The organism is Anaerostipes sp. 494a, from assembly GCF_001940315.1.
Lineage (GTDB): Bacteria > Bacillota > Clostridia > Lachnospirales > Lachnospiraceae > Anaerostipes > Anaerostipes faecalis.
Window position 1 is genome coordinate 125,621 of sequence record NZ_MJIF01000001.1, and the last position, 26,510, is coordinate 152,130.

Annotated in this window: 28 protein-coding genes, 1 tRNA gene and 1 pseudogene; 28 read left to right on the top strand and 2 right to left on the bottom strand. The window is 38.6% G+C overall.

From position 1 onward, the window contains the following. The first annotated feature begins 169 nt into the window (after positions 1-169). The 9 genes from BHF70_RS00705 (at position 170) to BHF70_RS00745 (ending at position 6,592) form a co-directional block, all read left to right on the top strand. Positions 170-1,096 (top strand): HAD family hydrolase, encoded by a 927-nt coding sequence (locus BHF70_RS00705; RefSeq protein WP_075758458.1) that lies wholly within the window; start codon positions 170-172, stop codon positions 1,094-1,096. 96 nt (positions 1,097-1,192) lie between these two features. Then, positions 1,193-1,483 (top strand): hypothetical protein, encoded by a 291-nt coding sequence (locus BHF70_RS00710; RefSeq protein WP_075758459.1) that lies wholly within the window; start codon positions 1,193-1,195, stop codon positions 1,481-1,483. A 23-nt stretch (positions 1,484-1,506) separates the two neighbouring features. Beyond that, positions 1,507-1,580, top strand: a tRNA-Ile gene (locus tag BHF70_RS00715). Positions 1,581-1,604: 24 nt separating this feature from the next. Beyond that, positions 1,605-2,060 (top strand): terminase small subunit, encoded by a 456-nt coding sequence (locus BHF70_RS00720; protein WP_075758460.1) that lies wholly within the window; start codon positions 1,605-1,607, stop codon positions 2,058-2,060. Further along, positions 2,047-2,382: a hypothetical protein gene (locus BHF70_RS00725; RefSeq protein WP_226976426.1), complete on the top strand. Its 336-nt coding sequence runs from the start codon at positions 2,047-2,049 to the stop codon at positions 2,380-2,382. Before BHF70_RS00720 ends, BHF70_RS00725 begins: the two co-directional genes overlap by 14 nt. Next, a complete protein-coding gene (locus tag BHF70_RS00730; RefSeq protein ID WP_075758462.1) occupies positions 2,379-3,623 on the top strand; it encodes a PBSX family phage terminase large subunit in 1,245 nt (414 codons plus the stop codon). The genes BHF70_RS00725 and BHF70_RS00730 overlap by 4 nt, the downstream gene beginning before the upstream one ends. Continuing rightward, complete coding sequence (locus BHF70_RS00735; protein ID WP_075758463.1) at positions 3,623-4,951, top strand: phage portal protein; 1,329 nt, start codon at positions 3,623-3,625, stop codon at positions 4,949-4,951. The genes BHF70_RS00730 and BHF70_RS00735 overlap by 1 nt, the downstream gene beginning before the upstream one ends. Beyond that, positions 4,941-6,404 (top strand): minor capsid protein, encoded by a 1,464-nt coding sequence (locus tag BHF70_RS00740; protein WP_075758464.1) that lies wholly within the window; start codon positions 4,941-4,943, stop codon positions 6,402-6,404. Before BHF70_RS00735 ends, BHF70_RS00740 begins: the two co-directional genes overlap by 11 nt. A gap of 2 nt (positions 6,405-6,406) precedes the next feature. Continuing rightward, positions 6,407-6,592 carry a hypothetical protein gene (locus tag BHF70_RS00745; protein WP_075758465.1) on the top strand — a complete coding sequence of 62 codons (186 nt, stop codon included), beginning with the start codon at positions 6,407-6,409 and terminating at the stop codon, positions 6,590-6,592. A gap of 44 nt (positions 6,593-6,636) precedes the next feature. On the opposite strand, the gene BHF70_RS00750 is transcribed toward BHF70_RS00745, so the two are convergent. Both BHF70_RS00750 and BHF70_RS00755 read right to left on the bottom strand, forming a co-directional pair. Next, positions 6,637-7,542: an IS3 family transposase gene (locus BHF70_RS00750; RefSeq protein ID WP_075758466.1), complete on the bottom strand. Its 906-nt coding sequence runs from the start codon at positions 7,540-7,542 to the stop codon at positions 6,637-6,639. Beyond that, complete coding sequence (locus BHF70_RS00755; protein WP_242946281.1) at positions 7,542-7,889, bottom strand: transposase; 348 nt, start codon at positions 7,887-7,889, stop codon at positions 7,542-7,544. The genes BHF70_RS00750 and BHF70_RS00755 overlap by 1 nt, the downstream gene beginning before the upstream one ends. Before the next feature lie 74 nt (positions 7,890-7,963). Here BHF70_RS00755 and BHF70_RS12970 point away from each other — a divergent pair. From BHF70_RS12970 to BHF70_RS00850, 19 genes and pseudogenes are all read left to right on the top strand, one after another. After that, positions 7,964-8,242 (top strand): annotated as a pseudogene (locus tag BHF70_RS12970) (ribosomal-processing cysteine protease Prp); the annotation flags it as partial. A gap of 82 nt (positions 8,243-8,324) precedes the next feature. Next, complete coding sequence (locus tag BHF70_RS00765) at positions 8,325-8,963, top strand: DUF4355 domain-containing protein (protein ID WP_083638208.1); 639 nt, start codon at positions 8,325-8,327, stop codon at positions 8,961-8,963. A gap of 14 nt (positions 8,964-8,977) precedes the next feature. Then, complete coding sequence (locus BHF70_RS00770) at positions 8,978-10,180, top strand: hypothetical protein (protein WP_230973693.1); 1,203 nt, start codon at positions 8,978-8,980, stop codon at positions 10,178-10,180. 12 nt (positions 10,181-10,192) lie between these two features. Then, positions 10,193-10,417, top strand: a complete 225-nt coding sequence (locus BHF70_RS00775) for a hypothetical protein (protein WP_075758468.1) — start codon at positions 10,193-10,195, stop codon at positions 10,415-10,417. Continuing rightward, positions 10,401-10,724, top strand: a complete 324-nt coding sequence (locus tag BHF70_RS00780) for a phage head-tail connector protein (RefSeq protein ID WP_075758469.1) — start codon at positions 10,401-10,403, stop codon at positions 10,722-10,724. Before BHF70_RS00775 ends, BHF70_RS00780 begins: the two co-directional genes overlap by 17 nt. Next, the gene (locus BHF70_RS00785) at positions 10,721-11,023 is read left to right on the top strand and encodes a hypothetical protein (RefSeq protein WP_075758470.1); all 303 of its coding nucleotides are present in this window, start codon (positions 10,721-10,723) and stop codon (positions 11,021-11,023) included. Before BHF70_RS00780 ends, BHF70_RS00785 begins: the two co-directional genes overlap by 4 nt. Next, on the top strand, positions 11,023-11,358 hold the full coding sequence (locus tag BHF70_RS00790) for an HK97-gp10 family putative phage morphogenesis protein (protein ID WP_075758471.1): 336 nt from the start codon (positions 11,023-11,025) through the stop codon (positions 11,356-11,358). Before BHF70_RS00785 ends, BHF70_RS00790 begins: the two co-directional genes overlap by 1 nt. Positions 11,359-11,360: 2 nt before the next feature. Continuing rightward, complete coding sequence (locus BHF70_RS00795; protein WP_075758472.1) at positions 11,361-11,756, top strand: hypothetical protein; 396 nt, start codon at positions 11,361-11,363, stop codon at positions 11,754-11,756. A 9-nt stretch (positions 11,757-11,765) separates the two neighbouring features. After that, positions 11,766-12,287, top strand: a complete 522-nt coding sequence (locus BHF70_RS00800; RefSeq protein ID WP_075758473.1) for a phage major tail protein, TP901-1 family — start codon at positions 11,766-11,768, stop codon at positions 12,285-12,287. A 10-nt stretch (positions 12,288-12,297) separates the two neighbouring features. Further along, positions 12,298-12,681: a tail assembly chaperone gene (locus BHF70_RS00805; RefSeq protein WP_075758474.1), complete on the top strand. Its 384-nt coding sequence runs from the start codon at positions 12,298-12,300 to the stop codon at positions 12,679-12,681. 107 nt (positions 12,682-12,788) lie between these two features. Further along, complete coding sequence (locus BHF70_RS00810; protein WP_083638210.1) at positions 12,789-13,025, top strand: hypothetical protein; 237 nt, start codon at positions 12,789-12,791, stop codon at positions 13,023-13,025. Beyond that, on the top strand, positions 13,025-16,948 hold the full coding sequence (locus tag BHF70_RS00815) for a tape measure protein (protein ID WP_075758476.1): 3,924 nt from the start codon (positions 13,025-13,027) through the stop codon (positions 16,946-16,948). The genes BHF70_RS00810 and BHF70_RS00815 overlap by 1 nt, the downstream gene beginning before the upstream one ends. Before the next feature lie 13 nt (positions 16,949-16,961). Beyond that, positions 16,962-18,653, top strand: coding sequence for a distal tail protein Dit (locus BHF70_RS00820; RefSeq protein WP_075758477.1), 1,692 nt, complete (start codon positions 16,962-16,964; stop codon positions 18,651-18,653). Beyond that, on the top strand, positions 18,650-23,395 hold the full coding sequence (locus tag BHF70_RS00825) for a phage tail spike protein (protein WP_075758478.1): 4,746 nt from the start codon (positions 18,650-18,652) through the stop codon (positions 23,393-23,395). Before BHF70_RS00820 ends, BHF70_RS00825 begins: the two co-directional genes overlap by 4 nt. 42 nt (positions 23,396-23,437) lie before the next feature. Further along, positions 23,438-23,680, top strand: coding sequence for a hypothetical protein (locus tag BHF70_RS00830; protein ID WP_083638212.1), 243 nt, complete (start codon positions 23,438-23,440; stop codon positions 23,678-23,680). A 20-nt stretch (positions 23,681-23,700) separates the two neighbouring features. Continuing rightward, entirely contained in the window at positions 23,701-24,108 is a 408-nt protein-coding gene (locus BHF70_RS00835; protein WP_075758480.1) for a hypothetical protein, read from the top strand. Between the two features lie 10 nt (positions 24,109-24,118). Next, positions 24,119-24,943: a phage baseplate protein gene (locus tag BHF70_RS00840; protein ID WP_075758481.1), complete on the top strand. Its 825-nt coding sequence runs from the start codon at positions 24,119-24,121 to the stop codon at positions 24,941-24,943. A 17-nt stretch (positions 24,944-24,960) separates the two neighbouring features. Beyond that, positions 24,961-25,422, top strand: a complete 462-nt coding sequence (locus tag BHF70_RS00845; RefSeq protein WP_075758482.1) for a phage holin family protein — start codon at positions 24,961-24,963, stop codon at positions 25,420-25,422. A 26-nt stretch (positions 25,423-25,448) separates the two neighbouring features. Continuing rightward, the gene (locus BHF70_RS00850) at positions 25,449-26,189 is read left to right on the top strand and encodes an N-acetylmuramoyl-L-alanine amidase (RefSeq protein ID WP_075758483.1); all 741 of its coding nucleotides are present in this window, start codon (positions 25,449-25,451) and stop codon (positions 26,187-26,189) included. Positions 26,190-26,510: the final 321 nt, after the last annotated feature.

Sequence of the window (26,510 nt, forward strand, 5' to 3'; positions counted from 1 at the left end):
ATCACAATGGAAGTTCTTATGACCTGGAGCTTCCATTGAGGGATTTTCATTGGAATCCTCCCTTACATTTTTCGGCATCCAGTAATGGGTGCTGTTTTTATGTCACAATTTGTAGATTATACTGGTAAATTGTGGTATAATTTATAAAGAAAGTACGGAGGGAAAGTTAATGGCAAATATAATAGCAATCGTTTGGGACTTTGATAAGACATTGGTAGATGGTTATATGCAAGATCCAATATTTAAGCATTATGATGTAAATGCGAAAGATTTTTGGGATGAAGTGAATAGTTTGCCTCATAAATATCAAGAAGAACAAGGAGTATTAGTAAATCCAGATACCATATATTTAAACCAGTTTATTTATTATGCTAAAAATGGGAAATTTAAAGGACTGACTAATAAAAAGTTAGAAGAATTTGGAAAGGAATTAAAGTTTTATCCAGGAGTTCCAGAGATTTTTAAGGAAACTAAAAAATTGATTGAGGAAAATCCAATCTACAAGGAATACGATATTCATGTTGAACATTATATAGTGAGTACAGGAATGACACAGATTATTAGAGGGTCTTCGGTAATGCCGTATGTCGAGCATGTTTGGGGATGTGAATTGATCGAGGGCAAAGATAAGGATGGAGATCCGTGCATTTCTGAAATAGGCTATACGATAGATAACACTAGCAAAACGCGAGCATTATTTGAAATCAATAAGGGGGTTCATCGACAAGATGCTGATGGCGTTGATGTGAATACAAAGATACCGGAAGAAGCGAGAAGAGTTCATTTTATTAATATGATGTATGTTGCGGATGGGCCAAGTGATATACCGGCATTTTCGGTTATAAATCAATATGGCGGGGCGACATTTGCGATATATCCTAAAGGAAATATGGAAGCAATGAAGCAAGTGGAGCAAATGAGAGCTGATGGAAGAATTAATATGTATGCGGAAGCAAATTATACTGAGGGGACAACGGCGTATATGTGGATTTGTAATAAAATAACAGAATTTGCAGATCGGATTAGAGAAGATGAAAAGAATAAACTTGCTAAGTTTGCAGCTGCTGGAACTCCCAAGCATTTAGTTGATAATTAGAACTAAATAATATGTTTTAAGTGTTCCTGTATAATATTAGCGCACCCTTCGGGGTGCTTTTTTCATACGCAAATTTAAGAAAGGAAGGTAAAGAACATGAAATACAGAAAGAAACCAGTAACAATTGAAGCGTTTCAGTATGATGGAGATTTAAAAAGGGCAGATGGTAAATATTATGTTCCAGAATGGGCAGTGAAAGCATTCTCGGAAGGTATTATGTTTTATGATGCCCATGATCCAATATCCCCACCGACAGAATTGTATATTAAAACATTAGAAGGCGTTCATCATGCAAGTGTTGGGGATTACATCATCAAAGGTATGAATGGAGAACTTTACCCATGTAAGCCGGATATATTTGAAAAGACTTATGAAATAGCAGAATAACATTGCCGGTATATCCGGCATAAGGACCATTAGCTCAGTTGGTCAGAGCAGTCGGCTCATACCCGATCGGTCCAGGGTTCGAGTCCCTGGAGGTCCATTTAAAAGAAAGGAGTGAGTCTGAATGACGGAAAAACAAAAAAGATTTTGTGACGAATATCTGATTGATTGTAATGCCACTCGGGCTTACAAGGCAGTTTATAAAAATATAAAAAATGATGGAGTAGCAAGAAGGAATGGAAGTAGATTGCTGACAAATGCTGACATCAAAAAATATATAGATGCCCGAATGGAAGAACTTCACAATGAGAAGACGGCAGATGCTCAGGAAGTAATCGAGTATCTGTCTGCTGTCCTTCGCGGAGAGAGTACCGCACAGGAAATTGTAGTTGTGGGAACTGGTGACGGCTGTAGTAAAGCAAAGACTGTAGAGAAAGCGCCATCAGAAAAAGAACGATTAAAGGCTGCGGAGCTTCTTGGTAAGCGGTATGCGCTATTCACCGACAGGGTTGACATGGATACCGATATGGATCTGAATATCACAATTGATTATGGAGATAATGACAATGAAGAAAGTTAATATTTTAGGAACGTTATATACGATATATTTTGATGCGCCAGATGAAAAACTTCCAGAGGGTTGTGATGGATGTATGGATCAGAGTATTCATCAGATTAGGATCGCGAAGTTAGAATCCAGTAGAAACTCTTTAAGGAATTTGAAAGAGTACAAGAAGAAGGTACTCAGGCATGAAATTATTCACGCGTTTCTGTACGAGTCTGGATTATGGAATAACAGTGGCGGTGCCGAAAGCTGGGGACGGAACGAGGAGATTACAGACTGGATTGCTATTCAGTCACCGAAACTTTTCAAAGCCTTTAAAGAAGCTGATTGCCTGTGAAAATAAATGTTCAAGCTAATCCATGCTTTAAAGAGGTTGACCGCAGTAAAAAACGATACATCGTGATGAAAGGCTCTGCCGGATCCGGAAAGAGTATGGATACAGCACAGCATTATATCCTAAGGCTCATGAGTGATCCTGGCCGAAATCTTTTATGTGTCCGAAAAGCGGATGTAACAAATAGAGATAGCACTTTTGCAGAATTGCAGGGTGCTATTTTTCGTATGTTCGGAGAACAGTATAAACGATACTGGTACATCAATGCATCAAATATGATTATAGAATGCAAGAGTAATCATAATCAGATTATATTCAGAGGTGTGAATGATGAAAGGCAGAGAGAAAAGCTGAAATCAATCACATTCAAGCGAGGAAAACTTACCGATGTTTGGATAGAAGAAGCAACAGAGATTACACAGTCAGATTTTGAAATTATCGATGACCGACTAAGAGGCGAATTGCCAGAAGGACAGTTCTATCAGATTAGAATGACATTTAACCCTGTATCAGCACACCACTGGATCAAGAAAGTGTTCTTTGATCGTACTGATCCTGATGTACTCACACACCAGTCAACTTACGAAAAGAACCGATTCATCGATGAAGCATATCACAGACGAATGCTAAGACGTAAAGAGGTAGACCCAGAAGGATACAGAGTTTATGGCCTTGGAGAGTGGGGAGAAGTTGCAGGTTTGATCCTTAAAAATTATGTCATAGAAGAATTTGATCGTACACCAGAACGCTTTGATTACATGGTAAATGCACAGGACTTTGGATTTAACCATGCAAACTGTATTGGGGAGGTTGGGTTCAAAGATGGCGATCTGTACTTATGCCAGGAACTCTATGTCTACGAAATGGACACAGAAGAAATTATCAAAAAGGCAGCAGGGAGATTCAACAAGAAACTTCGTATGTGGTGTGACTCTGCGGAACCAGATCGTATCAAGATGTGGAAGAAAGCAGGATATAGGGCAAAAGGAGTAAAGAAAGAGCTAAACAGTGTCAGTGCACAGATTGACTATTTGAAACAGCACAGAATACACATCTATCCAAGCTGTGTAAACACAATTAAAGAAATACAACAATGGAAGTGGAAGAAAGATGAGAGAACAAATACTTATCTGGATGAACCAGTTCCATTTTTTGATGATGCAATGGCTATGCTGCGTTATTCGATTGAAGAAGAACGAAAGCAGAAACCAAGACTAAACACAAAAGTGAAAGGAGGAATATGATGCGTAAAGAAATTTATAGGATATCGCCAGACGAAGAACTAACAGATGCGAAGTTGAGTCGGTTTATCGCAAGGCATGCTGCAGAAAGCACGTTTCGGTATAAACAATTACAGGATGCATACGAAACAGATTTCCCAATCTTTCACGAAAAACCAAAACCAGAGTGGAAACCCGATAATCGTATTGCTGTAAACTTTGCAAAATACATTGTAGACACAATGAACGGGTATTTCATTGGAAATCCAATCAAAATCACAGTAGATGATGGAGAGGAAACGATTGAAAAATACATAGAATTTCTTGATCAGTACAATGATCAGGATGACAACAATGCAGAATTGTCTAAGATTTGCTCTATTTATGGAAAAGGGTACGAAATGTATTATAACGATGAAGAAGGAAACGTCGGAATTATATATTTAAATCCAACAGAAGCGTTTATGATCTATGATGATTCGGTACTTAAACGTGAACGCTATTTTGTTCGGCTATATAGGGATGAGGATAATGTCTTGCATGGAAGTGTATCGGACCAAGAAAAAGTTCGATGGTTTACTATAAAAGGGAAGATTGTTTGGAATGAACAAGAACAATTACATTACTTTAATGGAGTGCCAGCAACAGAGTACCGGGAAAATAAAGAATGCCAGGGAATCTTTGAACCAGTGATGTCTATGATCAATGCATATAATAAAGCAATCAGTGAAAAAGCGAATGATGTAGATTATTTTGCGGATGCATATTTGAAAATTATAGGGACTTTATTGGATGAGGATGAATTGAAACATATTAGATCAGATCGCGTGATCAACTTCGATGGAGATGCAGAGAATCTGATGATTGATTTTTTACAGAAGCCGGATGGAGATGTAACACAGGAACATTTGATTGATCGCTTGGAAAAATTGATATTTCAGATTGCTATGGTGGCAAACATCAGTGATGAGAACTTTGGTACAAGCTCCGGTATTGCGATGAGTTATAAATTGCAGGCAATGAATAATCTTAGAAAAACCAAAGAGCGTAAATTTACATCTGGGATGAATCGAAGATACAAACTGATCTTTAGTAATCCTGGAAACGCTATGAAAAAAGATGATTGGGTGAAGTTGCATTATAAATTCACACCAAATGTTCCAGCAAACCTATTAGAAGAAAGTCAGATCGCACAAAATCTTTCTGGTGTTGTGTCACAAGAAACACAGCTCGGAGTCTTAAGTGTTGTGGATAATCCGAAGACAGAGATTGAGCGTATAGACAAAGAAGAGGAGAAGCCAAGAGATGTAGTGATGCAGCAGATGTTTGGAGACAAGACAGATGAGCAGTAAAAATTACTGGAGAGAGCGAGAAGAACGTCAGAGAAAATTGAATATCAAAAATGAAGCTGAGTATCAAAAGAAATTAGATGATATTTATGCGGATATGCTTGAAAATATAGAAAAGGAGATCAACGGATTCTATGTGAAGTATGCTAAAGCAGAGGGAATCACGATGGCAGAAGCCAAGAAGCGGATCGCCAAGATTGATATTGAAGCATATGCCAAGAAAGCAAAACGTTATGTTAAGAATAAGGACCTCTCGAAGAAAGCCAATGATGAGATGCGATATTATAATGCAGCAATGAAGATCAATCGATTAGAATTGTTAAAAGCCAACATAGGAATGCATTTGGTAGGCGGCTATGATGAGATAGAGAAGATGTTTGGAGATGTGTTCACACAGCGAACTGAGGAAGAAATGCGGAAACAAGCAGGTATACTAGGAAAGACGATTAATGATAATGCGAAAAAGGCAAGAGTGATCGTTGACGCATCTTATAAAAACGCAACGTGGTCCGAACGTATCTGGGCGCACCAGTCAATGCTGAAATCAGAAATCGACAAGCTTCTTCAGGAAGGGTTGATCCAAGGGAAACACCCAAGCGTACTTGCGAGACATTTAGAAAAACTATTTGGAGTCAGCAAGAGTAACGCAATGAGACTGATGGTTACAGAACTTGCAAGAGTTCAGACAGAAGCCCAGAAGCAGTCGTACATAGAGAATGGTTTTGATCATTATCAGTATATAGCGTGTCAGAAGTTAGATGCCTGCAGTGAATGTAAGAGACTGGATGAGAAAGTGTTCAAAGTAATTGATATGATGCCAGGAGAAAATGCTCCTCCGATGCATCCGTATTGTCATTGTAGTACAGCGGCTCATATGGATGATAATGATTATGAGAAATGGCTAGATACGTATTCGGAGCATGGACTTGATTTTGAATCGTGGCAGCAGTTGAAAGCACAAAGCAGAAATGATAAAATTCAATTAGATGAAGATGAATTGAGCGCTTTAATGAAATATAAAAGTTTTGAGTCTTATACAATCAATGATCTGCTGAGAAGATGTGAAGACCCACAGAAACTTCCAGAAAAAGATCAACAATTTGTCAGTCATTTAGACTCGGCATTAACGAAAGTTCCACAATACGAAGGGGATTTAGTTAGAGCGGTTGATTTTTCTAGTTATGCAGATTGTGAAGAAAGAATAATAAAATGCGTGGAAGAATTTGTTGAAAAGAAAGAAATCATTATAGATCAATACTGGAGTACATCGAAAGAGGAAGGATATAATGAAGAAGCTAAAATTGTGATTTATATTCAAAATTCAAAGAAAGGAAGGGACATTAGTCAGCTCGGACTAGATGAAAAAGAAGTTTTATATGAACGAAAATCAGGGTTTAAAGTTTTAAGTAAAAAGAAAGTAGATGGAGTTTGGTATATTCTTTTACGAGAGGTATAGATATGGCGTATGAAGATATTTATAAAGGATTAACAGAAGAAGAAAAACAAAGAATGATAAAGGATGACATTCCAAAATTTCGAGTTATAGGAGACGCTAATTTATCGGAAGAAGAGTTGGTACAAGCCGAACAAGATTTAAACAAAATAATTAAAAGACTTCGAAAGAGAGCTAAAAACAAAAAATGATGTTGTCAATATTACTTTACACTTTTTTCTCAAGGATATTCGACCTATGCTGCCTCCTGCAATGAATCATAGTATTGCTGTCTCTTAATCATAGGGGGTAAACCTCCATTAGCAGAACAGATTCTCCTATTGTTCCAATAACTGATGAAGTATCTCCAGATAAGTGTTTTTAATTGTTCTACTGTCATTGTAGTAGTGTTGTAGCGTCCATAGAATAATTCCTCTTTAAATCTTGCCCACATGCTTTCGCATCTGGCATTGTCATGACATCGGCCGCCTGCACTGTTCATGCTTTGCAGAATGCCATATTTATTGATTGCTTTACGGTATAATTCGCTTGTGTACTGTGTTCCTCTGTCGCTGTGAAGGATTGCACCACAAAGTGCCGGATATGCTTTAACAGCATTTTCAAGTGTCTGCTCGCACAGGGTTGCTTTCATGTTTGTATCCATGGCTAACCCCAATACTGCTAGATCATAACAGTCAAAGATGGCAGAAACATAGAGTTTTCCATCAGCGGCTTTTATTTCTGTCATATCAGTTACACATTTTTCAAGCGGTTTTTTTGCTGTAAAGTCGCGTTTTATTAAATCATCTGATTTACGGGCTTTTTTGTCCGCTTTGGTAATGCCGTTTGGCTTGCGTTTTGGTTTATGATTAAGACCAATTTCTTCCATGACGCGATAAACAGTTCTCTCGCTTGGAATATGAACTCCATCGGGCTGTTTAAGCTGTAATGCCTGATACATACGGATTCTTCCATAAGTATCATTGCATTCATCTTCGTTGCAGATATCCAGCATAGCATCTGCTAGTGACTGATATTTCCATGGAGCAACCTTTGTTTTCAGATAATGATTGAATGCCTGCCTGGAAACTTTGAGAGCCTTACAATAGAAAGAAATTTTACCCTTAATCCTGCCGTCATCCGTTTTGAGTGCAATAAACATTAGTCTCTGTTTTTTGCGGACTTCCGACGGCTGGCTGCGAAAAAAGCACTAGCTTCTTCAAGGAATTCGTTTTCTTCCTTTAAATGACGAATTTCTTTATCCTGTTCCTTAACACGCTTTCTAAGCTCGATAAGTTCATCGTTAAGGGATAATGCTGCCTTAGGTGAGTGGACAGCTTCATTTGCGCTGAGTCGCCCTTCTTTGAAGGCTTTTATCCAACAGTAAATAGTTCCATCAGGAACACCTAATTCTTTCGCTGCTTTATGCCCACCTATTTCCTGAGCAAGCTTTACAGCCTGTGCTTTAAATTCGTTGTCATAAGATTTTTGCGTACGTTTTGCTGACATAATAATTCACTCCTTATTCTCTACTGATTATATATCAAAATCCTTGAGAATAGGGTGTCAACTTTTTTTATACCACATCAGTGCGTGATCATGAAATCACAGTAGTAGGCCATGCAAATTATGCAGAGTATGGCAGAGACATTATATGTGCATCGGTGTCGATGTTATTGCAGAACCTAGTAAAGTCAATTCATGATCTAACCGACGACAAAATAGAATACGATTTAAAAGCTGGACAGGCTTTTATCAGATACAGGGATTTATCAGAGAAATCAAAAACTTTGATAGATTCCTTTTTTATTGGCATTTGTAGCGTTGCAGATGCTTATCCGGATTATGTCCGGATCGTGTAACTGTTGTGACCGAAATGTCGTTAAACTAAGTTTTTATTAGCAATGATCTGGAAAGAGACGGATCAGGGCGAAAGGAGCAAATATGGAGAAATACAAGTTATTTTTACAGCTGTTCACAGAAGGAGATGACGGTGGGACCGGTGACGGGAATGGCGATGGATCCGGAGCAGAAGGTGGAAATAATGAACCAATGTCGTTTGATGACTTCTTAGGCCTAGAAGGAAATCAGGCAGAATTTGACCGCAGACTGAACAAAGCGGTAAAAACAGCAGTGACCAATGCAGAAGAAAAATGGAAGGCACTGACTGACGACAAGCTGACAGAAGCAGAAAAGCTCGCCAAAATGACCAAAGAAGAAAAAGCGGAATATCGTGCAAAGAAAGCAGAAAAAGAACTGGCAGATCTGAAAAAGATGAATGCCAGAACCGAACTGGCTAAAACAGCACGAAAGATGTTAGCGGATGAATGCATCAATATTCCAGATGAACTTCTTAGCAATTTGGTAACAGACGATGCAGATGGAACTAATACCGCGGTTAAATCGTTTGCAAAAATGTATAAGGAAGCAGTGCAGGCAGCAGTCAAAGAAGCAATCAAAGGAAAACCACCAAAAGCAGGAACAGGCGGTGGAAATACGATCACAAAAGAACAGATCATGGACATCAAAGACCCGATCGAACGTCAGAAGATGATCCGAGAAAATATCAATCTGTTCCAGTAAAGAAAGGAGAAGAAATGGGAAAATATAAATTAGACCTGCAGTTATTTGCAGCACCAGATGGAATGACTGGACATGGAAACTTAGAAGTAAAGGCAAGGGAAATTGACTTTGTAACATCTTTCGGAAAGAATATTCAGGCATTATTAGATGTACTTGGTATCGCAAGGATGATCAGAAAAGAGAATGGAAGTGCCTTAAAAACAAAAGAAGTAGCAGGAGAACTGAAATCAGGAGATATTGGAGAGGGAGAAGAAATCCCATATTCTCAGTACAAAGTAACAGAAAAGGTATTCGATACGATTAAGATTGAAAAGTATCGAAAAGGCGTATCCTTGGAAGCAATTGCAGAAAAAGGATATGATGTTGCTGTCAATGATACAGACGAAGAATTTAAATCAGATCTTCAAAATAAGGTTAGTGATAAATTCTACAAGCAGTTAAAAGCTGGATCACTCACAGGAGCAGAAACAACATGGCAGATGGCAGTTGCAATGTCCATCGGAAGAGTGAAAGACAAATTTAAGAAGATGAAAAGAACCGCAACAGGTGTAGCCGTATGGGTTAACACACTCGATGTATACAAATATGTAGGTGCAGCAGATATCACACTGCAGACAGCATTCGGATTTGAGTACATGAAGAATTTCTTAGGCGCTGATGTTGTATTCATCAGTTCCGAGATCCCAGAAGGTGTTGTAATTGCTACTCCGCTGAACAACATTGTAGCTTACTATGTTGATCCAGGGGACAGTGAGTTTGTAAAAGCTGGATTATCCTACACAACAGACCCAACGACAGGGTTTATCGGATTCCATGCACAGGGAACCTATGAAAGAGCAATCTCTGACTTATTTGCGATCATGGGGTTACGTCTTTTCTGTGAATATCTCGATGCGATCGCCTATACAAGTGTTGGAAGCAAAGATACGCAGACTCTTGGAGAATTACATCTTACAGCAACAGAAGGTACAAATGATGGCGATACAGTGATCATGGTAGATGAACAGCTTATGTCTATGAAAAATATGTTCAAATATAAGGTAAACGCATCTGCAGCAACAGCCGTAACTTATGGCATGGATGTAAAGAACTGGTCTAAATGGGATGGAGTATCAGAGATCACAGCAGCAAAAGGCAATCATGTGACAATCGTTGAGTGTGATCGTAACTACAAAGCAGTAAGATCAGGGGATGTAGTATCCGCTGCAAAAGAGTAGTGAGGTGTTGATATGACTTATGAAGTAGTAAAAGCATTTCATGATTTGCAGGATTATAAAGATGTCAAAGGCGGTAAAGTATATCATCACTATGATGTCGGGGATACCTATCCAAGACAGGGATTAAGTCCAACACCAAACAAAACAAGAATCGAGGAACTTCTTAGCAGCGGAAACGCTCAGGGAGTTCCTTTAATTGCAGAAGTAAAGGAGAAAGCGAATGCTGGAAAAGCTTAAGACAATGCTTGGTTTTGAGGATTCCACGCAGGATGAAAAACTGATGTTGATCTTAGATTCTGTAGAATCAAGGCTTCGATTACTGCTTGGCGGCACAGATCCACCAGATGAGATGGAACACATCATTATCGAAGTAGCGATCATTCGTTTTAATCGTATCGGATCCGAAGGATTGGCAAGTCACAATGTGGAAGGAGAAACACAGTCGTATGCATCTGCAAATGATTTTGCTCCGTTTATGGATGAAATCGAAGCATATTTGCAGATGCAAAAGGATGCAAAGCGAGGAAAGCTGAGGTTTCTATGAGATATGATACAATGATTTACTTTCAAAAGTTGACACAAGGAGAATATGATCAGGAAACAGGGGATTATAAAGAAGATTCTGTAAGCGAAGATCAAAAACAAGCATCGGTTATGGATACAACAACACAGATGATGCAGGTTGTTTATGGAATGATCAAACAAGGAAGCTTGACAATTCAGTTACAGAATCACTATGATCAGCCATTTGATCAGATCAGAACTGGAAACAAGATCTATAAAGTTGATTATTCAAGGAAACTTCGAACAAAACAGACTTTTATTGTATCGGAGGTGCAGTGATGAGTGGTCTTAAGGTAAATGGATTAGATCAACTTAATGCAAAATTAAGGAAAAACATGGATCCTAATGTAGTAAAGACAGTGGTTAAAAAGAATGGGGCAGATCTTCAGAAAAAGGCACAGAGATATGCGCCAGTAGATACTGGAACGTTAAAGAGAAGCATTGATCTTAATATTAAAGATGGTGGTTTAACTGCGGTTGTAGCACCAACGACAGATTATGCAGAATATGTTGAGTATGGAACACGTTTCATGGAATCACAGCCATATATGCGCCCAGCACTGGGTGAGCAGAAGCAGATTTTTAAAAGAGACTTAGAAAAGATAATGAGGTGATTATGGACCCACAGCAGGAGTTATTTACTGAGCTGCTGTTAGAATTAAAGGAAAAATATCAGGATACGGGAATTGGTGTGTACGATACGTTCTTGCCACCGGATAAAACCCCGTATCCTTTTGTTTACCTTGCAGACAGCACACAGGATGATCAAGCAAATAAAACAACAGTCTTTGGAGCAGTCAGCCAGGTAATCCATGTCTGGCATAACAATCCAAGACAGAGAGGAACACTATCGAAGATATTGTTAGAAATCAAAGATATGTGCTACAAGATCGGAGAAACAAAAAACTTTGGTTGGAGTCTTGTAAGAGTGAACCAAAGAATCCTCTCGGATACAACAACAAAAGAACCCCTTATGCATGGGGTTTTAGAATTAGAATTTACATTTAATTAGGAGGTAGCAATGTTAAATTTACAGCTTTTTGGAAACGAAGCGGTACAAGGTAAGAAGATTGTTTATCTGTATCGAATTTTATCTGAATCAGCAACACAAGCGGGTGCGACACTTGCGTTTACAACAGAAAACGGCCGTACAAAGTCAAAGGATGCAGATTCTACAGCAACAAAGGATGGTTCTATCAGAACACCAGGTGCAGCAGAAGTAGAAATTACTGCAACTTCAATTCTGAAGAAAGACGATGAATTAGTGGATAAGCTTGAAAAGGCTTTAGATGATGATGAACTGATTGAGATTTGGGAAGCTAATTTAGCGGAACCAGTTGGATCAGGAAGTAATAAATTTAAAGGAAAATATTTTCAGGGGTATCTGACAGAAATTGAACGAACAGCGAATGCAGATGAGTTTGTAGAGATTTCTTTAACATTCGGTATTAACGGAACAGGTGTAGACGGAGATGTAACTGTGACAGCACAGCAGCAGGAACAGGCATATGCATTTGTGGATACACCAAAAACAGGAGCTTAGGAGGTAACACATGTACGAATTACAGATTAATGGAACAACATACGAATTTAACTTTGGAATGGGATTTATGAGAGAAATCAATAAAACAATCGCTGTTCCAGTAGAAAATATTAAAGGGAAAACAAAAGATATTGGACTTCAGTATAAAGTTGCAGAAATGTTGGATGGAGATCTTGATGCATTAGAAGATGTCTTACTGGTAGCGAACAAAGGATTTTTACCACGGCTTGAACGAACAGAACTGGATAAGCACATCGAAGATGAAAACACAGATATCGATGAATTATTTGATACGGTACTGGGTTTCTTAGAGAGTGCAAATGCTACGAAGAAAACGACACGAGAACTCAAGGAAGAAGTGGAGAAGCAGAAAAAGAAACAACAGGAAGAATAAAAAATTTTGAAGAAATATACCGGGAACTAGCGATTGACTGTTTCCGGTATTTTGGTTTTACGTCGTTTGATCAAGTAGATCAATTGACGATTGCGCAATATGAGATCATGGCCGAAGCAGCAAGGTTAAAAGAAGTAGACAAAGATTATCGAAATCATTTGCAAGCATTCCTTAATTTTGCGGTACGTGCAAAGAAGAAAGCTGGAAAGAATAAGCAGAAACCAGTTTATCCAACATTTAAGAGGTTTTATGACTATGAAGATGCGATCGAACAGGTAAAACAAAAGAACAAGCCAGATCGCTTTGAAAAGATGAAGAGATTGTTAAGAAGGAGGGAGAGCTGATGGCAGAATCATATAGTGTTGAAGCAATATTAACAGCAAGAGATGCTGGATTTGAAGCCGGAATGAAAGCAGCTCAAAAATCCACACTATCTTTAGGAAAAGTTCTTAAAAGCGGAATCGGTTTCGGGGCAATGGCAGCAGTAGGAAGTAAGGCCGTATCTGTAGTTACTTCTGGTCTTTCAGAAGTTGTAGGTGGTTTAAATGAATCGAGTGCTGCATGGAAAACTTTCGAAGGCAATATGAGCATGAATGGCCATTCAAAAAAAGAAATAGCAAGTACCAAAAAGGAACTTCAAAAATTTGCAGAGCAAACAATTTATAGCTCTTCTGATATGGCATCTACATATGCACAGTTAGATGCAGTTGGAACCAAAAGCACAACAAAACTTGTGAAAGGTTTTGGAGGTTTAGCGGCAGCAGCAGAAAATCCACAGCAAGCAATGAAGACCTTGTCTCAGCAGGCTACACAGATGGCTGCGAAACCTAAAATACAGTGGGAAGATTTCAAATTGATGGTTGAACAGACACCTGCAGGTATTGCGGCTGTTGCAAAAACGATGGGAAGATCTACACAGCAGTTAATTAAGGATGTTCAGGATGGCAAAGTAAAAACCGAAGACTTCTTTGCAGCGATCGCTAAGACAGGAACCAATAAACAATTTACAAAACTTGCAACAGAATATAAAACTGTTGGCCAGGCGATGGATGGTTTAACAGAGACAGCAGCAAATAAACTGCAGCCTGTGTTTGACAAAGTATCCAGCATTGCGATTAAAGGAGTAAGCGATGTAACAAATCTTTTAGATAATGTCGATGGAAATAAGATAGCAAACAAGATCGGTGGATTTGCAACAAAGGCAGGGAAATATTTTTCAGTTTTTAAGGCAGATGCAAAAGAAGTAGGACAAGCATTTGGTTCGGCAGTAGATGCTGTTGGCAAAAGCTTTGGGAAATTAAATGGTTCATTTGGTTCTGCAAAATCTATATCTGGATTTAAAAGTATATTTGGTGGAATTACCGGAGGATTAAAAAGTTTTGCTGGATTTTGTGAAGATCATTCAGATGCAATTGCATCACTGATAACGCAATTACCAAAATTATTAGTAGCTTACAAAGGTTTTAAAATTGTAAAAACTCTTGCACCTGGGATAGGAAGCTTTACGAAATCAATTTTATCGTTAGCTGGAAAAGGAATTACAGGACTTGCAGCAAAGCTTTTTGGGGTAGCTGCAGGTGAGGTGGCTACAGGAAATTCGGCTAAAGTAAGCAATAAGTCAGTTTTAGCGATGGCAAAAAGTACAATGATGTTAGGCGTAGGAGTTTTAATGGTTGCAACTGGATTTGGGATTATGGCACAAGCAAGTATTGCACTAGCTAATTCCGGCGGATTGGCAATAGGGATAATGCTTGGGATGACTGGTGCATTGGCTGCACTTGTAATTGGCGGAATGGCTGCAATGAAGATATTTTCTCAAACACCAGCAAGAGCACAAGCTGGAGCAGTAGCTTTACTCGCTTTAGGAGCAGGAATATTAATGGTTGCAGCAGGTCTAGCAATCATGGCAGCAGCAAGTATCGCACTTGCTAATGCAGGAACACCAGCGATTGCTTGCATGGCAGGAATGGTTGTAGCAGTTGGAGCATTAATGGCAATCGCAGGAGCGGTTGGACCAGCGATGACAGCAGGGGCAGTTGGATTTATAGCTTTTGGAGCAGCAATTGTCCTTGTTGGAGCAGGAGCATTATTAGCAGCTGCATCGTTAGCGGTTGTTGCAGGAGTTCTTCCAACAGTGGTGCAATATGGAACTGCAGGAGCCGTGGCTATAGCATCACTTGGAGCAAGTATGATAGTATTCGGAGCAGGAGCGGCAGTCGCAGGAGCTGGCTGTATTGTACTTGGAGCTGGATTACTAGCAGTTGGAGTTGGTGCAACAGCTGCGGGAGGCGGACTTTTAATACTTGGAACCGTATTGCTTGTAACAAGTAAAGGATTCACAACATTTGCACAAGTGATCAAAACAGTTGTAGATGCAATCAGTGGTGGTCTAAGGACAGTATTAGACGGAATTGCAAATGTGATCAAATCCGTTGGAGACTCCGCTAAGAATGCAGGAATTGGTTTTAAAAGCGTAGCTGAAGGAATCAAGATGATCTCTGGATTATCAATCGGATCAATAGCAAAAAGCCTCGGAGCGGTAGCAATTGGAATTGGGAAGATTTCAAGAAAAGGCTCTGATATCCAACAGACCGCAAATGGCATGAAAACTTTATCCGCAGCGTCTGTTTCTGTAAATTCAAGTTTTGGATCCATGGGAGCGAAAGCAACATCAGCGCTATCTGGAATCAAAAAATCAATGTCCAGTACGGCCAATGCTGCAAAATCATCTGGAAAGAAGATGGGAAGCGGGTTCACCTCTTCCATGCAAAGTGGATTAAGCAAAGGACCAGGTATTGCCTCAAAAGCTGTATCTAGCACAAATTCAAGATTACGTTCAGGACGATCTGGAGCATACAGTGCAGGTGCTTATATCAGTCAAGGGTTTGCACAAGGAATGAGTTCATGTCTGGGACAGATCGAAGCCGCAGCATCCAGAATGGTATCAGCAGCAGAAAAAGCGATCAGGGCAAAAGCTCAGATCCATTCGCCATCCAGAATGACGAAAAAAGATGGTCGTTACATAGCGGCAGGTCTTGCAATTGGTATCAGAAATGGTATCAGCAGCGTGAAATCTGCAAGTAAAACTTTAGCAAAAACAGCGATAAACACAATGAAGAAAGCAACAAAATCTCGTAAATACGAAGATGCAGCAAGTAATGCGATCGACAAATACAAGACATCAATGAACAATAAGGTGTCCAGCATTACAAAATCTTTAAACAATAAGATCAATGCAGGTATCAAGAAGCTTAAGAAACAACATCCGAAATTGAAAAAAGCTTATACGAAGGTTGGAAAAATTCTGAAATCCGATATGAGCAAAACGATCAAAAAACAAGGTCAGAAAGCGATCAACGCAGTAGATAAGGCATTAACAGCTCTTGGAAAGAAGTACCAAGAAAAATACGATGCAATTGCGGAGGATAGAGATAATTATAAGAGCAAATTAGCAGACTATGGCGATCTGTTCAGTTCCGATAATTATGGATATATCTCTTTGGTAGACTTTAAAGCTCAGAAGAAACAGGCTGACCAGCTTGCGAAGAACATGGAGAAACTAAAAAATGTACTTCCATATGATCTTATGAGAGATATTCAGGATCTCGACACAGCGCAGGGACTGAAATATACAAATGAGCTTTTAAAGAAAAGTGACTCTTGGCTGAAGCAGTATGGAAAAGACTACAGCTCATTCATGAGTAGTGCAAATAAAAACGCAAAAGCATACTATAAGCCATACATTGATTCTTTAGACAAGGATTATAATAGCGAAGTTACAAAAGTACTGAAAAAACTTAAGAAGCAGATGAATACGATCGCACAGGATGCCACAAAAGGATTTGTCAAAGGGCTAACATCTAAGTCGAACAAGAAAGCTTTAAATAAGGCGGCGAAAGACTTGGCAAACATCCTTACCAAAGCCGTAAAAGGGAAATTAAAAATCCATTCGCCATCCCGTGTTATGAAAGCCTTAGGAGTATTCGTTGTAAAGGGATTTGTCAATGGAATCTCTTCTATGGCAAATACATTAGATAAAACGATGGATAGTATAATTACAATTCCAAACTTTAACAACCTTGCGATCGCAGGAGATGTTGGAGGAAGTCTTAACAGTGATTATGACTATTACACACAGGCAGAATACACGATTATTGTCCCAGTTGATCTTGATGGGAAAGAGGTTGCAAGAGTAACAGCACCATACACAGAAGCAGAGCTAAACAAACGACAGACAAGGCAGAACAGAAAACTTGGAAGAAAGTAAGGAGGGATAGGAAATGTATAATTTTATTGACACAAACGAATATATGAGTGAAGCAGTCCTGCCCTCCGAAGCCTTAAAAATAAATGGAGAGTATATCGAGGATCTGATTAAAGGATATAGGACACTTTATGTATCCGGAAGAGAAGGACTGGCTCAGGAGCTTAGCACATATGAAGTTGGAAACAGAAATGGATCCGGAGTGAATTACAGGAGATACCCGATACGAACGATTGTTGTCGGGTACCAGCTTGTATCAGACTCTCCTGGTGCGTTTCGGTCTGCTTACAATAAGCTTGCAAGTATCTTAGATACAGAGGACGCAGAGCTTATATTTAACGACGAACCGGATAAATTCTTTACTGGTACGCCGTCTGGATTGGGCGAAGTTGAACCAGGAAAAAATGCAATCACGAGTGAAATTGAATTTACATGCGTGGACCCGTTTAAATATTCCGTCGAAGAATACGAGGTAACTCCTACAATAGACAGTGGCGGTACGTTCGCTGTTGACTACAACGGAACATACAAGGCGTTTCCGACGTTTGAAGCCGATTTTTATCAGGATGAAAGTGGAGAAGAACATGACAATGGACGTTGTGGGTATGTTGCATTTTTCAATGACAATGAAAAGATTCTGCAATTTGGAAATCCAGAAGAATTGTCAGAAGAGGCAATCGAGGTCGTAAATACAGAAACAAATACTTATTTAGTACCAACAACGAAAGTGTTGCAAAATCACGTATTTACAAAATCGAGCAACTGGAACTCTGTAAAGTCAAAATATACATTAAACAATGGAGTTGTTTATAAAAATCACACCAAAACCGGTACGATAGGAGAAAAACACTCATATAACACGACACAGGAAGGCACATATTATCTTGCGGCTACAGGATACGGTTCCGGAAAGTCATGGCATGGACCGACGGCAACATATGCACTAAGCGAGTCAGCAACAGATTTTGAATTTACATACAGCCAGAAACTTGCAGTCGGAAGTGCAAAAGCAGATAAAAAACAGTGCGGTGCATTTCAGATGATTCTATCGGATTCCAGTGGGGCAATTATTGCCGGTGTTGATATATTCAAAGGAGCAGACGGAACCAAAGGAACCTGCAGGATGATTGTGAATGGAAAAGTGATGAAAGAAGCATCACTTGACTTGTCATATCATAATAAATGTTTCGGAAACAACAGGTCTGCAGATAAAAAGAAGAAGATAACAGCAATTAATACAGTAAAGGCATCGAGCATTACAAAAAAAGGAAGTACGATTACTTTTAATATTGGTGGAATCAAAAAAACTTTTACCGTTAGTGCAGTAAAAAGTAAATCAGTAACAAAAGTTACAGTCGCATTTCTTGCAAAAGGAAGCTCAAAAACATTAAGTTTTAACGGTCTTTATCGCATGAAAATGGTTAAAGATTACAAAAAGACTGTGAATGAAACGATAGAAACGATAACAACAGAGTATCACGATGTGCAGAATAAGTTTAATGTGAATGACGTTTTGCTTGTTAATTGCAGCGATGGTAGTGTTACACTTAATGACCTTGACCGTCCTGATCTCGGAGCACTCGGAAATGACTGGGAGGAATTTTGCTTGATTCCAGGGACGAATCAAATCGGGACAAGCTATTCAGACTGGGTAGATTCGTCCTATGCCCCGTCCTTTAAGATGCGGTATCGGGAGGTATTTATATGATTCTTTATTTTGCAAACAGAAAAATGGAAATACTGGGAAGTGCTGCTACAAATCTGCCGAATGGTATTAAGATTCTGGAAGACGTCAAAACTGAAGAAACCGAAACAGGAGTTGCGACATTTAGTTGCAAAATACCGTTTACGAAAAAGACAAGAAAAAAAGCAGAAGAATATACAGAGGTTGGCAATTATCTTTTGCGAAGCAATGGAGACGAAAACGAATTTTATACCATCATCGATGCAGAAATCGATACAGAAACTCGTGATATCTATGTTTACGCAGAAGATGCAGGTCTTGAACTGTTAAATGATATTGCATTAAAGGTTTCTTATGACTCTGCGCATAACCAGACATGGTATGTTTCAGAGACAATAAAAGACACAGGATTTGAAATTGGCATTGATGAGTCGGATGATGCTGAAAAGCAGTTATCCTTTGATGAAGAAACAATTACAAAAAGACTTAATTCCATCACAGAAGAATTTAGCTATGAACTTTCTTTTAGCTTTTCTGTTGAAAACTTATCTATCACGCACAAATACGTGAATATATATAAAAAACGAGGAAAAGATACTGGTATACAGTTAAGGCTAAACAGGGACATCAATAAGATAATTACTAAAAAATCTGTAGCAGATTTGGCAACAGCACTTTTAGTAACAGGTGCTACACCGGACGGAACGGATATTCCGGTAACTTTAGACGGTTATCAATACGATGATGGAGATTTCTATGTTGATGGTCATTACCTAAAATCAAGAAATGCATTTGACCGCTGGGGAAGAGTTGTATGGAAAAACGATTCTGGGAAAATGACAGAAAGTGAACGGCATATCGTAAAGACATTTACATATGACACAGTAAATCAGGAAGAATTGTGCAAGCAGTCCATTGCGGAATTAAAAAAAGTGTGTGATATTTCTGCAAATTACGAGGTAGATATTGCAAAATTGCCTGACGATGTAAAAATCGGCGATACTGTTAATATCGTTGATGACGAAGGTGAACTTTATCTATCTGCAAGGGTTTTGAAGCTAGAAAAAAGTGTTGCAGATAAGTCAAATGTGGCAACTCTCGGAGACTATCTGATAAAAGAAAACGGAATCAGTCAAAAAGTCGAGGAGCTTGCGGCACAATTTTCTGAGATTGCAAAAAACAGGACACTTTATACGTGGATTGCATATGCGGATGACAAATATGGTTCAGGAATTACACTTGATCCGGACAATAAACCATATATAGGTATCACAACAAATAAATTAAAAAAAGAAGTAGATATTTCTGACCCTTCGATTTTTGCGTGGTCTAAAATTGAGGGTGGACAGGGAGAACCTGGAAGAAGTCAGGAAAAAGTAGAGGACCAGTATTATCTTTCTACGTCGAATACAGAAGCAATCGGCGGAGAATGGTCTTTTAAAATGCCGGAATGGGAAAGTGGAAAATATATCTGGAAGCGGTATGCTGTGACGTGGTCAGATGGAGCTGTGACTTATACAAGCCCTGTCCTTGACAGCGCAATTAATCATGCAAACGAAGCATCTGATTACGCTATACAGCAGGCAGGCGTTGCGAAAGATTCGGCAGATAATGCCAAAAACGCAGCAATTTCGGCTGAAAATAATGCAAAAACAGCTTCCGACGCATCAATAAAGGCGCAAAATACAGCGAATGAAGCTAATGCTATTGCATCTACAGCACAAAGTGTTGCAAATGCCGCTCAGAAAGCTGCAGACGAAGCAAATGCAGATGTTGCAGTCATTAGCAAAGAAGTATCAAACATCAGAGAAGATGTTGCTATAGTAAGAGATGACCTTCAAGACAAGGTAACAACTGTAAAAGAAACGATGGAGGCGTTTTATGCGAAGAAAACAGATGTATCTGATACAGAGGCAACAATAAGGGCGGAAATTAGCAAGAGTGTCGCAGAAATCCAGACGACAATGGAATCTGATTACGCAAAGAAAACCGAACTTACAGAAGTCCAGTCAAATTTACAGACTCAAGTAACCCAAAATGCCACAAACATAACTTCCACAGCATCAGCGGTAGAAGAAGTAAGAATTGACGCATCGAATGCTCAAAATAAAGCAGCAGAGGCTACAGTGACAGCAGGTAATGCACAGAGTGCTGCAGACGAAGCAATACAAAAAGCTAATGATGCACAGGTGTCCGCAACGCAGTCTGTACAAGCCGCACAGGCGGCACAGGAAAAAGCTAATGATGCACAGACATCTGCTGATACAGCACAAAAAGCCGCTGAAAATGCTAACGTAATAGCTCAAGCTGCACAGAAAGATTTAGATACTGCAAAAGAAAATCTTGAAACAGTAAAAAATAGAGTAGGTGCTACAGAAGAAGATATTGCAGCAGCACAGGCTGCCGTTGATACAGCGCAAAAAGCTGCGGACTCTGCGAAAGCAGATGCTACAAATGCAAGTTCTGCAGCTGCGGCTGCGCAGAAAGTAGCAGATAAAGCAAAGTCAGATGCCGCAACAGCCCAAAGTGCAGCCGATATCGCACAGAAAAATGCACAAAATGCTAAAACTGCAGCGGATAATGCTCAAAAGTCTGCCGATGAAGCCAATGCCGCTATTGGTAATCTTGCAAATACTGTTACCACAATGAGTACAAAAGTAGACCAAAACGCAGAGGCAATTACTCTTGCTGCGACAAAAAAAGAAGTGGAAAACAAGCTATCTGGATATTCAACTACTTCTGAAATGAACAGTGCGATAAATCAGAGTGCAAGCAGTGTGCTTACGACAGTAGAAGGAATATATACGACAAAGACTGATACGGAAGAACAGATCAATGCTGTTAAAGCATCCTTGGAGTTAAAAGTTGATAAGGATACTTTAATTTCCGAGATCAATGCCAGTGCGGATGTGATCACGCTGACTGGAAACCGTTTTATCGTTAATTCGGATAATTTTAAACTGACAGCTGATGGAACGATGACGGCTAACAACGGAATATTTGGTGGTACTTTAAACGGTGCAACCGGTAGCTTTAGTGGAAATATTTCGGCAAGTAGCGGAATGATAGGAGCAAATGGAGAAGGATTCTATATTTCTAATTCTGGATTATACGCAACATATTCTTCTAATATTCGTGAAAAATCAACAAGATATTTTTCATTTTCAAAACCGTCTACAAATAACTTTGATTTTGTGTTCACGTATGACAATATAGATAATGATATCGTCGATAAAAATAATGGAATAAAAGAATCTCACATAAACTATTTTCGAGTCAACATTGAATATTCATACTCTCGAACAGTAACAAATTCAGAAAGTAAGAATGATTCAAACGGAGATGAAACGGTAACTGATACAGATACAACAGAAACCGTAACGGATTCGATGACAGTTGATATCGATACTAGCAAGTTGGTCTTATTAAGCACAAATGTTTCTGAGTCCGAAAATATCCTTACCTATACACTATCGTATTGTGTGAATTTCGAAAGCGGATACAGTAGTCTTGACGCATATATACAGAGTTTGCTTTCTTCATATTCAAGTGACTATGTATTGCAAGATTATTCTTTTTCTTCAAGTGCTTATGTTGTATTTAATAACATAAATACCTATGCTTGTATTAGTACGAAACAGCTAAAATATGGTCAGGTATTTGAAATCGACGAAGATAAAGTTACTGCTAAAAATCTTAAGATAAAGGACAGTACCATCGCTGTTATAAACAATGGTTATCAATCGGAACTTTCTAACAATTACCTTACGCTACAATCACTTACAGTTAACAGTAATTCTTATAATTCGGTAGGGGTAAATCCGTCTATTTTATTTAAAAATAACAACGGTAGCCAGAATCTTGCACTTATATATACGGATTATGATTCAGTAAAGGCTCCTGCGTCCTTGACTCTTGTCGGAAATCAAGGAGGAGAATATTTTATAGCTCCTAATGTGCAGGTAAGAAATAAGTTGTATGTAGGTAACGGCGGGTCAAATATCTATTACGGTCAATATAATAAAACGAAGAATTTATATTATGCAACGCAAGGATACCATGCATTTTATATAAACGGCAAAGGGGTCGCATATATACAGTACAACGGCATCAACATGAATAAAAATATAATGTTTCGTGACAATCAAGGTATTACTGCTTACGACCATTCAAACTGGTATATGCTTAGATGCTACGATGCTGCAAATCATACGAATACAGTTGCATTGGGTAATTCTCATTTAAGTACATCAGTATATACGACTTCGTCTGTTTGGTACAATGGTTCGTCTAGTACAAAATTATCTACCACTTCTTCGGACAAACGATTGAAAGAGGATTTCGTTGATATTGAAAAATACGAAGATATGTTTATGGATTTGAAGCCTGTTACATATAAATTCCATGATGGATTGTATAATGTAAAAGGCACTAAGCCATTAAGAACATGGGGATTTGTTGCAAATGAGGTTATTGATGCGTTTGAAAAAAATGGGCTTGATTGGAAAGACGAAGAGCTTGTAACAATAGACCGCGATGGTGAATATACGGATGAAGAGTTAAAATATGTTGATAATCATACAATGTTAAAAATGAATTATCAGAACATGATATCCTTAAATACACATATGATTCAAAAGACGCGAAAGGAAATGCTATATCAAACAGGATGCATAGATTTACACGAGACAATCATTCAGGATTTGCAAAATCGAATCTATCATTTAGAAAAGCAAATAAAAGAACTCAGACAGGCAGTAGTTTAGGCTATTGTCTGTTTTTAATTATTTTAAGAAAGGAGCAAGATTATGCTTACAACAAAAAAATCTACAACTTTGACAGGAACAATTACGGTAAAAGACGGGGATATGGAAAAACAGGTGGTTTATTTAAATGCCAGCGTATCTTCTGACGGTGGCTCTGATAATATCAATCAGACTATCCAAGACAAAGATCTGTATGCAGCGAACAAAGCTGAAATCAGAAAAGATATTGCTGCGTTTACAGAAAAATTTTATGCATTACAGGACGCAGAAGTAATTACAGAGTAGGGAAAGAGAGGTATTGAATTATGAATATGAAATTAGGAGAAATCAGAGGAAACTTACAAGGACTGTTGAACATTGCAGGGAAGAGATTCCCTGCTAAAGTTTGTTATGCAATCTCAAAAAATGCTAAAAAACTGGAAAAGGAATATAAGGAATTGGAAGAGCAGCGTTTAAAAATCTGCGAATCCTATGCTGACAAGGATGAGGACGGAAAAGCAATGACCCAGGAGAAAGATGGAAATAAAATATATGTATTTTCCGACGGAAATAAAAAACTTTACAATAAGGAATATGAAGAGTTGCTGGAAGAAACAATAGACATAGATATACATACTGTAGATGCATCTGAGATGGATAAATGTGACGGAAACGAACGCTTTGATATTCCTACTGGAGCAGATTACATGGCTATGGAATTTATGTTTAAGTAGAGGTGAGGAAATGACAATATTAGAGGTAGTAAATAATGTTCGGACAGCTATATTTGGAAAAGATGTCCGAGAATCAATTGCTGCTGGGTTTGAAACAATCGATTCTTTTACGACAGAATCAGTCGAGAAAATGGAAGTATCCGTAAGGGATACACAGCAAAGGCAGGAAGATTTAAATGCCCGCTTTGATGAATATATCAAAAACATGTCCTCTGAAAACCCATCGATTGCAGAGGTTATAGATGCCAGAACCGATGCAGATGGAAACGTGTCTGAAACTTTAAAAATACGTTTGGACGAGATGGATACGCTCATAAAATCCGTAAGAGAGGGCTTATTGGATTCAACATATCCAGTAGGTTCTCTTTTTCTTACAACGTCGGAAATCCCACCGGAAAATTTGCTGGGCGGGAAATGGGAAGTGTATGGACAGGGCAGAACAATCGTGGGTGTGGATCCAGATGTTGAAAAATACAATGTCCCAGGGAAAATGGGAGGAGCAGAAACAGTAACATTGACGGCAGAGCAGATGCCATCTCATGGGCACGATGTAAAAGTGAACAGTAGTGGAAAATGTTCTATTTCTAAGTCCGGAGGACACGCACATAAGTTTAAGGTATTAAAGAATCAAACTAAAACCGATGGTGCACGAGATGTGATTCACGTGGATGGAACCGGATCATCTTGGAGCGGCGTTATCACAGATAATGGGGAGCATACACATACTGTTCCAAATCATACACATACACTAACTCAAAGTAACGTCGGCGATGGACAAGAACATAATAATATGCAACCATATGTAACTGTATATATGTGGGTTAGGATATCGTAGAAAGGAAAGTGAGGGAAATGAAGAAAATGGTGAATGGTGCAATTGATACATATAACATGGTTACTGGTGCTGTTGTAGCTGTTCTGTCCTATATTTTGGGAGAACATTGGATTTTATTTGTAGGATTTCTTATGTTGAATGTGGCGGATTGGCTGTCCGGATGGCTAAAAAGCAAGATTTTAGGTAAGACAAGCTCAAAAACAGGGTTAAAAGGTATACTTAAAAAACTTGGATATTGGTTAATGGTTATGGTAGCATTTGGATCAAGTGCAATTTTTATTGAGATTGGAAAAGTAATTGGAGTGAATCTCGGTATTACGACATTGCTTGGATGGTTTGTACTGGCATCTTTGCTTGTAAACGAAATACGAAGCATCGTAGAGAATTTTGTAGAAGCAGGGTTTAATGTACCAACAGTGCTGGTAAAAGGCTTGGAAGTAGCAGATAAAGTAGTAAATAAGGATACAGAGGGCGAATAATCGTCCTCTTTTGAAAGGAGAAAAGCATGAAAACAGTAGTATTAGATGCAGGACACGGTGGAAAAGACAGTGGTGCAGTTGGATATGGACGCAAGGAAAAAGACGATGTTTTAAAGCTCGTGTTAGCTGTAGGAAAAAAATTAGATGATTATGTAGATGTGGAATATACAAGAAAGACAGATATTTATGAGAGCGTAAGCAAGAAAGCATCAGACGCAAACGCATATAAAGCTGATCTGTTTGTATCGTTTCATCGAAACAGCGCAGATGATAAGAACGCGAACGGGTATGAATCATTAGTGTATTTAAACAGCGGAAAAGCAAAACAATTTGCTGAACTAATGAATCGAGACATGGAAAAGCTAGAATTTAAGAACAGAGGAACAAAAGTAAGAAAAGACTTATGCGTCCTTCGGAAAACAACAATGACTGCGGCACTGTGTGAGTTTGGATTCATCTCGAACGAACACGACAATTCCCTGTTCACGAAATATTTTGATGACATTGTAAAATTAACTGTTAACAACATCCTGGAAGTATTGGGTGTATCAACCAAAAAATCGACTGTAAAGAAAAAGAAAGGATTAGTTAACACGAAGAGCAGTCCTTTAATGTTAAGAGCGAAAGCAAGTACTACAGCAAGCATTAAAGCGAGAATGCAAAAAGGTTGTGTTGTGGAAGTATTAAAAACAGGTGACAAATGGCACAAGGTAAAATACGGAAGCGAGACAGGATACTGTTCTGCGAAATATATTAAGATGCTGTAAATAAAAAAGGCCGGCAGAGATGCTGGTCTTTCTTTTTGTGATTTTATTTCCAATATTTTACATAAAAGTATTGACAATACGCACAATGTGTGATATACTATAACCATAGTAAAGGAAAGGAGGTAAGATAATTGAAGATAAATAACTTAATAGACGTAGTCGCCACTATTATCTCATCTATATGTACTGTAGTCACTACCTACATAGCATACAAGATTTATAAGCGAGATAACGATGACGACAATAAAAAAGCTAAATAAGCAGTCGGGAGTGAAAGCTCCCTTCTGTATCTTCAATTATAAAAGAGTTATGAAGAAAAAT